Source organism: Salinispora cortesiana (genome assembly GCF_000484695.1).
Lineage (GTDB): Bacteria > Actinomycetota > Actinomycetes > Mycobacteriales > Micromonosporaceae > Micromonospora > Micromonospora cortesiana.
This window is the reverse complement of the sequence record NZ_AXVR01000051.1, coordinates 1-12,178: the sequence shown is the minus strand read 5'-3', so window position 1 is coordinate 12,178 and position 12,178 is coordinate 1. Positions and strand designations below refer to the sequence as shown.

At 71.4% G+C, this 12,178-nt stretch carries 8 protein-coding genes; 2 read left to right on the top strand and 6 right to left on the bottom strand.

Features of this window, described 5'->3' with window-relative positions; translation table 11 throughout:
- Positions 1–73 precede the first annotated feature (73 nt).
- From K228_RS0119155 to ppdK, 6 genes are all read right to left on the bottom strand, one after another.
- Positions 74–610 (bottom strand): hypothetical protein, encoded by a 537-nt coding sequence (locus K228_RS0119155; RefSeq protein WP_025619892.1) that lies wholly within the window; start codon positions 608–610, stop codon positions 74–76.
- Positions 611–659: 49 nt separating this feature from the next.
- Positions 660–2,579, bottom strand: a complete 1,920-nt coding sequence (gene dnaG, locus K228_RS0119150) for a DNA primase (RefSeq protein ID WP_025619891.1) — start codon at positions 2,577–2,579, stop codon at positions 660–662.
- A 108-nt stretch (positions 2,580–2,687) separates the two neighbouring features.
- Entirely contained in the window at positions 2,688–4,313 is a 1,626-nt protein-coding gene (locus tag K228_RS0119145) for a BCCT family transporter (RefSeq protein WP_025619890.1), read from the bottom strand.
- Positions 4,314–4,419: 106 nt separating this feature from the next.
- Entirely contained in the window at positions 4,420–5,253 is an 834-nt protein-coding gene (locus K228_RS0119140; protein ID WP_025619889.1) for a siderophore-interacting protein, read from the bottom strand.
- A gap of 9 nt (positions 5,254–5,262) precedes the next feature.
- The gene (locus K228_RS0119135) at positions 5,263–6,528 is read right to left on the bottom strand and encodes a deoxyguanosinetriphosphate triphosphohydrolase (RefSeq protein WP_025619888.1); all 1,266 of its coding nucleotides are present in this window, start codon (positions 6,526–6,528) and stop codon (positions 5,263–5,265) included.
- A 111-nt stretch (positions 6,529–6,639) separates the two neighbouring features.
- Positions 6,640–9,375, bottom strand: a complete 2,736-nt coding sequence (gene ppdK / locus K228_RS0119130) for a pyruvate, phosphate dikinase (RefSeq protein WP_025619887.1) — start codon at positions 9,373–9,375, stop codon at positions 6,640–6,642.
- 306 nt (positions 9,376–9,681) lie between these two features.
- On the opposite strand from ppdK, the gene K228_RS0119125 reads away from it, so the two are divergent.
- A complete protein-coding gene (locus K228_RS0119125; protein ID WP_025619886.1) occupies positions 9,682–11,466 on the top strand; it encodes a beta-N-acetylhexosaminidase in 1,785 nt (594 codons plus the stop codon).
- A 439-nt stretch (positions 11,467–11,905) separates the two neighbouring features.
- The coding region (locus tag K228_RS0119120) for a C39 family peptidase (RefSeq protein WP_025619885.1) at positions 11,906–12,178 on the top strand (273 nt) is incomplete at its 3' end.

The following is a 12,178-nucleotide window of genomic DNA, read 5'->3' as shown; positions in this document are numbered from 1 at the left end:
CGACCCCGCGGCGGGGCCCGCTGCGGGGTCGGGCCGCGTGGTCACGCCTCCGGCGCCCCTCCCCGGCGCGTGGTCACGCCTCCGGCGCGGCGGTCGCGGCGCGGGCCGCGGCGATCAGGCGCTCGGTCTCCGCACGGACGGCCGGATCGTCGACCGGGGTGCCCGGCTCGTACCGGACAGTCCAGGTCAGCCCATCGACCCCCGGCACTCGTCGGGCGACGACCCGGCCGGCGCCGCCGGGCACCGAGTACGCCTCGGTGTACGCCACCGAGCGGGTCACCCGTTCCCGCACCTGGTGCGGCAGCTCACCCGGGTCCGGCAACGGGTAGGTCTCCGTGGGGCGGTCGGCCACCACCAGGTAGCCGTCCCGCTCGACGACGGGCTCGGCGGCGGTGACCACCAACTCCCGTCCAGACCAGACCGCCCGGAGGATGTCGTGCCAGCCCAGCCGCTCCCCCCGCCGGGGTAACCAGAGCCCGAGGTTGGTGGCGACCAGTACGCTGCCCTCCGCGCAACCACCGGCGGCCGCCCAGGCGAGCACCCGTTCCCCGGCGACGAGCGGTGGACGGTCTGCCGGCGGCAGCTTTGGCCGGCGACGGAACAACCCCATCTAGCACCCTCCCACGGCTACCGGCCCCCGCACCCGCCGGCGGTCGGCATCACAGCCCACCCGCGGCCTGCTCACGCAGCGCCCGGGCATGTTGCTCGAGGGACAGCAGTTCACCGAAGGCGGCGAAGTACTCGTCCTTGTTACTGACCGGATTTATCCGCTGAATTCTCGACTTGAGCTCCCGGATCCGGCCGGTCACCGCCCCCCACTGGAGGCGGGCCATCGTCACCGACACGTAGCGCGGATCGAGCTCCCCGTCGATTCGCAACGGCTCGACGGCCAGCTCACCAACGAGCGCCTGGGCGGCGAGGTCGGTGCAGGCGTGGCGGACCGACTCGATCCAGACCGCACCGCCGGTGGCTGTCGCCGCTCCCCCGGCCGCCGCCACCGCCACCCGGACCGCGACGTGCACCGGATGGCGGTACTCCGTGGCCTCCACGGCGTCGAACATCGGCCCGGCGAGCACCGGCGCCTGAAGGGCCAACTTCAACGCCTCCCGTTCGACAGCCGCCTGCGGGCTCTCCGCCGGTGCCGACGGCTGTGGCTGTGCCGGGGCCCCGCCGGGCGCGGTGTTGGCCTTGCCGGGGGCGGTGTTCGCCTTGCCGGGGGCGTGAGCGGCAGCCAGCACGGCTCGCTGCACCGGCTCGATCTCCATGCCGAGGTCCCCGGCGAGCTTGCGGACGTACTCCGGACGCTTCTCCCGATCTTTGATCTTGGCCACCAGCGGGGCCGCCCGGCGCATCGCCTCCACCCGACCGTCCACGGTGTCGAGGTCGTGCCGGCCGATCACGTGCCGCAGCGCGAAGTCGACCAGCGGTTCACGACGCGCGACCAGATCCCGAACGGCCAGCTCCCCCTTGGCCAGCCGTAGCTCACAGGGGTCCATGCCGTCCGGGCTGACCGCGATGAAGGTACGCCCGACGAAGCGCTGATCGTCGTCGAAGGCGCGCAGCGCCGCCTTCTGCCCGGCCGCGTCCCCGTCGAAGGTGAAGATGATCTCCCCGGCGACGGCGTCGGTGTCCAGCAGCAGCCGGCGCAGCACCCCGATGTGGTCGCCGCCGAAAGCGGTGCCACAGGTCGCCACGGCGGTCGGCACCCCGGCCAGGTGACAGGCCATCACGTCGGTGTAGCCCTCGACCACGACCACCTTGCCCTGCTTGGCGATCTCCCGCTTGGCCTGGTCGATGCCGTAGAGGACGTGGGACTTCTTGTAGATCGGCGTCTCGGGGGTGTTCAGATATTTCGGACTGTCGTCGTCGGCAAAGAGCTTGCGGGCGCCGAAGCCGACGACGTCACCGGCCAGGTCTCGAATGGGCCAGAGCAGCCGGCGACGGAACCGGTCGATCAGGCTGCCCGACCGGGCCGGCCGGGACAACCCGGCGGTAACCAGCTCGTCGTGGCTGAAGCCCTGCTGGCGCAGGTGGCGGGTCAACAGATCCCACCCGTCGGGCGCGAAGCCACAGGCATACCGCTCGGCGGCGGCCTTGTCGAAGCCACGTTCGGCGAGGAACTCGCGGGCCGGCCGGGCTCCGGCGGTGGTCAGCTGCGCCCGGTAGAACTCAACCGCGGCCGCGTGCGCGGCGATCAGCCGCTGCTTCTGCCCCTGCTGCGGTCGGGCCCGGGGGGTGGTGTGGTCGTTGGCCACGTAGCGGAGCTGAAGGCCGGCGCGGCCGGCCAACCGCTCGACGGACTCGACGAAGCTGAGGTGCTCGGCATCCATCAGGAACTTGATGGCGTCTCCGCCGGCGCCGCAGCCGAAGCAATACCAGACGTTACGGGCCGGTGACACGTTGAACGACGGACTCTTCTCGTCGTGGAACGGGCAGAGCCCCTTGAGGTTGCCGCCACCGGCGGACCGCAGGGTGACCGTCTCGGAGATGATCTCCGCGATCGAGGTGCGCTCGCGGACCAACGCGATGTCCTCGTCCCGGATCCGCCCCGTCATCTCCGCCACCTCCTCGCCGTACATCCTGCCCTGTCCGACCGACGTCCCGGTGGCCGGGGGACGCGGGCACGGCGACCACCACCCGAAGCCCCACCGCGGGACCCACGGCGCGAGACCAGGATGGTCGGGGGGCTACTCCTCCTCTTCTTTGGTCGAGCGGGGGTGGTGTTCCTCTTCTTTGGTTGAGCGGGCGCGGTGGAGGGCCTCGGCCAGCCCATGCTGGTGGGGCGGGCGCGCCCGCACCGCCGGGTCCTGGAGCATCTCCTTGACCAGCGACACGGCGAGGCCGAGCATCACCACCACGAACGGCAGCGCGACCATGATCGTCGCCTGTTGGAGCGCGCTCAGGCCGCCGGCCAGCAGCAGCACGGCAGCGGTTCCACCGATGAGCACCCCCCAGGTGACGACGATCACCCGGCGCGGGCGCAGCGCACCTCGGGACGTCAGCGACGCGAGCACGAGGGAGGCGGAGTCGGCGCTGGTGACGAAGTAGAGCGTCACCAGCACCATGGCCAGCACGCTGGTCAGCACGCCCAGCGGCAGCGCCTCGAGCAACCCGAAGAGCGCATTCTCGGTGCCGGCGGCGGTCTCGGCGACCAGGTCCGCGCCACCGGTGGCCTGCACCCGCAGCGCGCTGCCGCCCAGCACCGCGAACCAGACCACGCTGGCCCCGCTGGGCACCAACAGCACACCGATCAGGAACTGGCGCACCGTACGGCCACGGGAGATACGGGCGATGAAGGTGCCGACGAACGGCGCCCAGGAGATCCACCAAGCCCAGTAGAAGATTGTCCAGGAGCCCAACCAGGACGACTCGGAGAAGGCTCCGGTTCGGGTCGACATGAAGATCAGGTTGCTGAGATAGTCGCCGATCGAGGCGGGCAGCACATCAAGGACGTAGACGGTCGGGCCGACCACGAAGACGAAGACCATCAGCAACACCGCCAGCACCACGTTGGTGGTGGACAGCCACTTGATGCCCCGGTACAGCCCGGAGAAGGCCGAGACGACGAAGGCCAGGGTCAACGCCCCGATCACCACCAGCTCCACCGCCCTGCTGCTGGGGATCCCGGCGACCCGGTCCAGGCCCGCGGCGACCTGAAGCGCGCCGAGGCCGAGGCTGGTCGCCGAGCCGAAGACCGTGGCGAAGACCGACAGCAGGTCGATCACCCGCCCGACCGTGCCGTCGGCCTGGCGGCCGAAGACCGGGCGGAACACCGCCGAGATCCGGTTCTCCCGTCCCTTGCGGAAGGTCGAGTACGCCAGTGCGAGCGCCACCACCGCGTAGATCGCCCAGGGGTGCAGGGTCCAGTGGAAGAGGGTGAACTGCATGGCGACCGAGGCCGCAGCGCCGGTCTCCGGTTCGGCCCCGGTGGCCGGCGGCGGCGAGGCGTAGTGCTGGATCGGCTCGGCCACGGCGAAGAAGACGAGGCCGATCCCCATCCCGGCGCTGAACATCATGGCGACCCAGGCGAGGGTGGTGAACTCCGGCCGCTCAGTCTCGGCCCCCAGCCGAATGGTGCCGAACCGGGAGAGGGCCAGCACGAAGGTCAGCACCAGGAAGACATTCGCCGCGACGACGAACAACCAGCCGAACGTGGTGATGACCCAGCTCAGGCCGGACTGTCCAACGCTGGAGACCGACTCGGGCGTCCAAACCCCCCAGGCCACGACGGCCAGCACACCACCGACGGCCAGGCCCAGCAGCAGTCGGTCCACGCTCCTGTCGGCGTCCCGCTGCCCCGCCCACTCGTCCATGTCCGCCCCTTCCGACGACGAGCCGCCGCCCGCCGCGCCACCGATGTCCCCTTGCCATCCTGCGGGTGGCGGGGGTAACACCGGGGCGAAATCGGAACGGTCGGCGTCAGGTCGGGATGGCGACGGACTCCTCGGCCTCGACCTGGCGGTTCCACTCCGCCTTGCTGGCCCGCCAGCCCTCGTCGTCCACACCGCGACGCCAGTAGCCGGAGATGGAGAGCCGCTCGCGCGGAACCCCCCGCTCGCCCCGCAGCAGCCGGCGCAGTTCCCGGACGAAGGTCGCCTCACCGTGCACGAAGGCGTGCACCCCGGGTGGGAAGTCCAGCGCCCGGACCGCCGCGACCAGCGCCGCGCCAACCGGCCGGTCACCCCGGTGCAGCCAGGTCAGCCGCACCTGCCCCGGGCTGGGCAGCGGCTGCTCCTCGGCCGGTCCGCTGGTCTCGACCAGGACGGTGGCCGGCGCGCCGACGGGCAGCCGTTCCAGGGCGACCGCGATGGCCGGCAGGGCACTCTCGTCGCCGACCAGCAGGTGCCAGTCGGCGTCGGGGTTGGGGGCATACGCCCCACCCGGGCCGACGAAGTGCACCGGGTCACCGGGGCGCAACGCCGCAGCCCACGGCCCGGCCAGCCCCTCGTCGCCGTGGTACACCACGTCCACGGTCAGCTCACCGGCGCGGGCGTCGAAGGCCCGTACGGTGTACGCGCGCAGCCGCGGCCACTGCGCGGCCGGCAGGTCCCGACGGATCGCGGCCAGGTCGATCGGCTCCGGGTACACCGCACCGGGCACCGGGAAGAGAATCTTGATGTAGTGGTCGGTGAACTCGCCGACCGGCAGTCCGGCCAGCTCGTCGCCGCCGAGGACCAGCCGAACGACGTGCGGGGTGGGCCGTCCGATCCGGACGACGCGGGTGGACGTGACCTTCTTCGGACGATCCGTCATGTGGTTAGGTTAACCTAAGTCGACCCGCTCGCCGACACCGGTTGAACGGCCGAAGAGCCGGGCATGCCACTGAACCGCCGCCGGATCCGTCAACGACGCCACCTGATCGACCACCACCCGTAGCCGGGCCGCATCGTCTCCGGCAGCCCGCCACAGCGGGGCGAACACCGCGTCCAACGCGTCCGGTGCCCGATCGGCCAGGCCCGCCACCAGGCCGGCGAGGAGCTGCCGCTGCCGCTCGTGCCGGGCAGCGGAGCCGGGACGACGCAGCACGTACCGCAGGGCGATGCCCTTGAGGAGCGCGCACCGGGCCCGGACCTCACGCGGCACGACCAGGTCGGCGGCGTACCGTCGGTGCGGGCCGGGCCCGAACCGACGCCGGGTGGCGGCCACGGCGGCGGCGACGAAGCGACCGGTCAACACGCTGGTGGTCGCCTTCAGCGTGGCCTGCGCCCGGTGGCTCCCGTCGTAGCCGACCAGCGCCGCGAGCAGCGGGTCTGCGAGCAGGTCAACCAGCACCTCAGCCAGGTCGGACGGGGACTCGTTGGAGTAGGCCACCGCTACATCGGCACCCAGCGCCGCCCGCTCGTCGGCGTCGGCCAGCAGCGGACCCAGCGTCACGTACCCGCCGTGGATGCCGTCCTCGACGTCGTGCACCGAGTACGCGACGTCGTCGGCCCAGTCCATCACCTGCGCCTCCAGGCACCGCTGCCCGTCTGGCACGTCGGCGCGCAGCCACTCGAAGGCCGGGCGATCGTCGGCGTAGACGCCGAACTTGCGCTCCCCCGGCCGGCGCGGCCACGGATACTTACTGACCGCGTCGAGGGTGGCCCGGGTGAGGTTCAGCCCGGCGGAGGCGCCGTCCGGGCCGATCACCTTCGCCTCCAGGCGGGTGAGCACACGCAGCGTCTGCGCATTGCCCTCGAAGCCGCCGCAGGCCGTGGCGAGGGCGTCCAGCGCCTCCTCGCCGCTGTGTCCGAACGGCGGGTGCCCAAGATCGTGGGCGAGCCCGGCGGCGTCCACCACGTCGGGGTCGCAGCCCAGCCGGCTGCCCATCTCGCGGGCGACCTGGGCGACCTCCAACGAATGCGTCAACCGGGTGCGGAGGAAGTCGTCGGTACCGGCCGTGTGCACCTGGGTCTTGGCGGCGAGCCGCCGGAAGGCCGCCGAGTGCAGCACCCGGGCGCGATCTCGCTCGAACGCCGACCGGCCCTGCCCGGTGTCCTTCGCGGGCTCGGCCACCCACCGCCGCTGGTCCGGGCCGACCGGATTCATGCGGCCAGGCTACGCCGGCCGGTGGACGGGTGGACGGTGGGCGACCCATGACGACGCACCGACCCGCTGGCGCGGGCGGGCGGTGGTGTGGCCGCACCACCGCCCGCCACGTCAGCGGCTGTCCGATCCGGCGGTCTCCACGGCGGCCCGCCCCGCCTCCAACCGGGCGACCGGCACTCGGAACGGCGAGCACGAGACGTAGTCCAGCCCGACCTCGTGGAAGAAGTGCACCGAGTCGGGGTCACCGCCGTGCTCGCCGCAGACGCCGAGCTTGAGCTCCGACCGGGCGGCACGTCCCTCCTCGGCGGCGATCCGCACCAGCCGGCCCACCCCGTCCCGGTCGATCGACTCGAACGGCGAGATGCCGAAGATGCCCAGCTCGAGATAGCGCCAGAAGAAGGCGCCCTCCACGTCATCGCGGGAGAAGCCCCACGCCATCTGGGTCAGGTCGTTGGTGCCGAACGAGAAGAACTGCGCCGCCTCGGCGATCTCGCCGGCGGTCAACGCCGCCCGCGGCACCTCGATCATCGTGCCGATCAACACCTCGACACCGCTGTCACCGACCACCTCAGCGATGATCTTCTCAGCTTCGGTGCGTACCGTCTCCAGCTCCTGCACCGCACCGACCAACGGGACCATGATCTCCGGGAAGGCGGACCCACCGGACTCGGTGACCGCGACGGCGGCCTCGGTGATCGCGCGGACCTGCATGGCGAACAGGCCGGGAATGACCAGACCGAGCCGGACCCCACGCAGGCCGAGCATCGGGTTCTCCTCGTGCATCCGCCGGACGGCGGCCAGCAACGCCTCCTCCCGGGCCGCGGCCTCGCCCCGCTCCTGGGCCACCGCCACGTTGACCGCCAACTGCTCCAGTGGGGGAAGGAACTCGTGCAGCGGCGGGTCGATCAACCGCACCGTGACCGGTAGCCCGTCCATCTCGCGGAAGATTTCGATGAAGTCCGCCCGTTGCAACGGCAGCAACGCGGCCAGCGCCTGCTCCCGGTCGGCGTCGGTGGAGGCGAGGATGAGCCGCTCGACCAGTTCCCGCCGGTCGCCGAGGAACATGTGCTCGGTGCGGCACAGGCCGATTCCCTGCGCGCCGAAGCGCCGGGCCCGCGCCGCGTCCGCCTTGTTGTCCGCGTTCGTCCGCACGGCCAACCGCCGCCGGTCGTCGGCGTGAGTCATGATCCGGTGCACGGCCCGTACCAGTACATCGTCGGCCTGCTCCGGGTCGAGGGTGCCCTCGAAGTACCGCACCACCTCGGACGGCGTCACCGGCACCTCGCCCAGGTAGACCTGGCCGGTGGTGCCGTCGATCGACACCACGTCGCCTTCGTTGACGGTCTGTCCGGCCACGGTGAACCGCTTTGCCGGGATGTCCACGCTGAGTTGGTCGGCGCCGGAGACACAGGTCTTGCCCATGCCGCGGGCCACCACGGCGGCGTGGCTGGTCTTACCGCCCCGCGAGGTGAGGATGCCCTGCGCGGCGATCATGCCGTTGAGGTCGTCCGGGTTGGTCTCCCGGCGGACCAGGATCACCGCCTCGCCCTGGCTGGCCAGCTCCACCGCGCGGGCCGAGGTGAAGACCACCTTGCCGACGGCCGCGCCCGGGGAGGCGCCGATACCGGTGGCGACCGGCTGGAACTCGTGGTCCAGGTTGAAGCGCGGGAACATCAGCTGGGCGAGTTGGGCGCCGTTGACCCGGTGCAGCGCCTCGTCCAGGTCGATGAGGCCCTCGTCAACGAGTTGCCCGGCGATGTTGAACGCGGCGGCCGCGGTGCGCTTACCGACCCGGGTCTGGAGCATCCACAGCTTGCCCCGCTCGATGGTGAACTCGATGTCGCAGAGATCCTTGTAGTGCCGCTCGAGCCGGGCCATGTAGTCGAGCAGTTCGTCGTAGGACTTCTTGTCGATTCGCTCCAGCTCCTGCAGCGGCACCGTGTTGCGGATCCCGGAGACGACATCCTCGCCCTGCGCGTTTGCCAGGTAGTCGCCGTAGATGCCCTGGGCCCCGCTGGCCGGGTCGCGGGTGAAGGCGACGCCGGTCCCCGAGTCCGTACCGAGGTTGCCGAAGACCATGGCGACCACGTTCACCGCGGTGCCCGCCTCGGCGGGAAGTCGCTCCTGGCGGCGGTAGATCACCGCCCGCTCGGCGTTCCACGACTCGAAGACCGCCCGGATCGCGAGGTCCAGCTGCTCCCGCGGCTCCTGTGGGAAGTCCCGGCCGGTGCGCCGGCGGAAGATCTCCTTGTAGGTGTCGACCAGTGCCCGGAGGTCGTCGGCGGTCAGGTCCAGGTCCAGGTCGCTGCCCTTGGCCCGCTTGGCGTCGTCGAGGGCGTGCTCGAAGTCCTCCCCCGGCACATCGCAGACGGTCTTGCCGAACATCTGAATCAGGCGACGGTAGGAGTCCCACGCGAACCGGTCGCTGTCGCTGGCGGAACTAGGGCCCGCCGAGCCACCGGCCTGTCGGGCCAGCCCCACGACGCTCCGATCGTTGAGGCCGACGTTGAGGACGGTCTCCATCATGCCCGGCATCGAGAACTTGGCGCCGGAGCGCACCGAGACCAGCAGCGGGTCCTCCGGGTCACCGAGGGTTCGCCCCATCTCCTGTTCCAGGGCGTCGAGGTGGGAGCCGACCTGGTCGGCGAGGCCAGCCGGCTCGCTACCGGTGGCGAGGTACGCCTGACAGGCCGTGGTGGTGATAGTGAATCCAGGCGGCACCGGCAGGCCGAGGTTGGTCATCTCGGCCAGGTTGGCGCCCTTGCCGCCGAGGAGTTCCTTCTGGTCCTTGTTCCCCTCGGCGAAGTCATATACGTACTTGTGATCGACTTTCTCCTGCGCTGCCACCAGAGCCTCCCACGCACGCCGGATGTGTCACTTGACGAAGGTTCAGCTGCCACCGGGCCGGCCCGGTCGCCGACGGTCCGTGGCCACGCTGCCGATCGTGGGGCGAAGGTTAGGCGAACTTCGAACCCCCAGGGACCGTTCGGTGACAATCGGCACAGTCGTCCCCACTTTCCGTGTTCGTACCCGTTTTTGGAAACGCTTCCACGCGCACGATCACGCATCCGCCATGCCGCCGTACCCTTGATGCAACGCTCTCGGTGAAGCCTTGCCATAACCACCGCGAATACACCCCCGAAAGGCAGCTCCGTGCACCCCACCCCCGCCACCTCGCCGCAGCAGCCGGAACACCGGCTCGCACCCGCGATCTCGGGCGCGACGGGCACCGTGCCGGCCACCGACGGCGACGCGAACACCCCGACGACATCCACCCCGGCACCCGTCCAGCCGGCAGCGGCCGAGCCGGCGGCGGCCGAGCCGGCGGCGGCCGAACTGGCCCGGCTGGCGGCCCACGAAGCAGGCACCCGACTCGCCCCCGCCCCGGTCCGGCTGGGCGACGTGGTGCCCGCACCCGAGCAGGTGCGCCCGGAGCCCCACGCTGACTTCACGCTGACGGCCGACACGATGGTGCGGGTCAGCCCCGACCCCGCCGCGCGGGCCGTCGCCGAACGCCTCGCCGACCTACTCCGGCCGGCCACCGGATATCGGCTCCCGATCACCGAAGCCCCGCACCCCGAGCTGGCCGACGGCATCGCGCTCGTCCTCGCCGAGCAGTCCGAGCTCGGCCCCGAGGGCTACCGACTCGACGTGACGTCGACCGGCGTCCGCATCAGCGCCGCCACCGCGACCGGGCTCCACCACGGCACCCAGACCCTGCGCCAGCTTCTCCCAGCCGCGATCGAGCGCAGCACGCCGGTCCGCGCCACCTGGACGCTGCCCGGTGGATCGATTCTCGACCGGCCGCGCTTCCCGTACCGGGGTGCCATGCTCGACGTGGCCCGGCACTTCTTCGGGGTTGACGACGTACTGCGGGTGATCGACCACCTCGCCCGCTACAAGCTCAACCACCTGCATCTGCACCTCACCGATGACCAGGGGTGGCGGATCGCGGTCGAATCCCGACCGCGGCTCACCACGATCGGCGGAAGCACGGCGGTCGGTGGCGGCCCCGGCGGGTGGTACACGCCGGCCGACTATCAGCGCATCGTCGCGTACGCCGCCGAGCGGCACCTCACCATCGTTCCGGAGATCGACCTGCCGGGACACACCAACGCCGCGCTGACCGCCTACCCGGAGCTGGCCCCGGACGGGAGCACACCGGCGCCCTACACCGGCACCGAGGTCGGCTTCAGCTACCTGGACCCCGCCAACGCGCAGACGTACGAGTTCGTCGCCGACGTGCTGGGGGAGGTAGCCGCGCGCACCCCCGGGCCGTTCCTGCACATCGGCGGGGACGAGGCCTTCAAAGTGAAGGGAGCGGCGTACACCGGATTCGTGGAACGGGCGCAACACATCGTGGCCAAGCTCGGCAAGACGGTGGTGGGCTGGCACCAGCTGGCTCCGGCCGCCCACCTCGAGGGACGGGTGCTCCAGTGGTGGGGCACCGACGGCGTTGACCCGACGACCGCCGACGCGGTCCGCCGCGGCGCCCGGCTGATCCTCTCCCCCGGTAACCACGCGTATCTGGACATGAAGTACGCCTCCGACACCCCGATCGGACATGACTGGGCGGGCCTGATCGACGTACGGCAGGCGTACGACTGGGATCCGGCGACCCAGGTGACGGAGGTGCCGGCGGAGTCGGTGTTGGGGGTGGAGGCCCCGCTCTGGACCGAGTCGGTCACCTCGCTGGCGGAGATCGAGTTCATGCTCCTGCCCCGGCTACCCGCCATCGCGGAGCTGGGCTGGTCACCGCGGGCCACCCATGACTGGGCGGCGTTTCGCACCCGGCTGGCCGGGCAGGGACCCCGGTGGACGGCCGCCGGCATCGCCTTCCACCGCTCCCCCGAGGTCTCCTGGCCAGCGACATCCACTGACCCGCCGACGGTGCAGGTCACGACACCCGCGCCGCGCCCCCGACCGGGGCCGGCATAACGGAGCGGGCGGAGTCCGGGCCGGCATAGCGGAGCAGGCGGAGTCCAGGGCCACGGTGTCACCGGACGGCGTGTCTGAGTCGTATGTCCGGCTCCAAAGCACGTGCGAGCTGGGCAGATTGCACCCGACCATTGAGTCTGGGTGGATTGTCGGGTGGTCTAGGTCACAGCCGGCGGGGAATCGGTGCCGGGGGCCGGTGGTTATACCTGGCGTAACCATGCAGGGCAGCCGCGAGCGCCCCGCCGCCCCGCCGGACCGCCGGTGGTCGCCCGCCCCCGGAATGCCACCGGGTCGGCGTTGGTTACATCCCCCGGGCCGCCCGAGGAACACCCCCCGGCCGGGCGGAACCCCTTTTCGATTTCTTCTCGAACCACCACTTGCGACCCGCTGGCGCGCCCCCTGCGCCCGCGGCACCCCCGAGCGGAAGGCTTCGATCATCATGCGTACCGACATCCTTCGTAAGACCGCCCTGACTGCTGCTGGCCTGATCACCACCGGTGGCGCCATCGCCGCCCCCGCAACCGCCGCGTTCGCCGCCCCCACCGCCCAAAACGAGCGCGACGGCACCCGCGTGCTCTCGGTCGACTACGAGGCCCAGCCGAACTTCTACTACTGCGGCCCCGCCGCCGCCCGCAACGCCCTGTCCGTGCAGGACAAGGAGATCGACATGGACACGATGGCCGAGCGGATGGGCACCACCGAGTCCGGCACC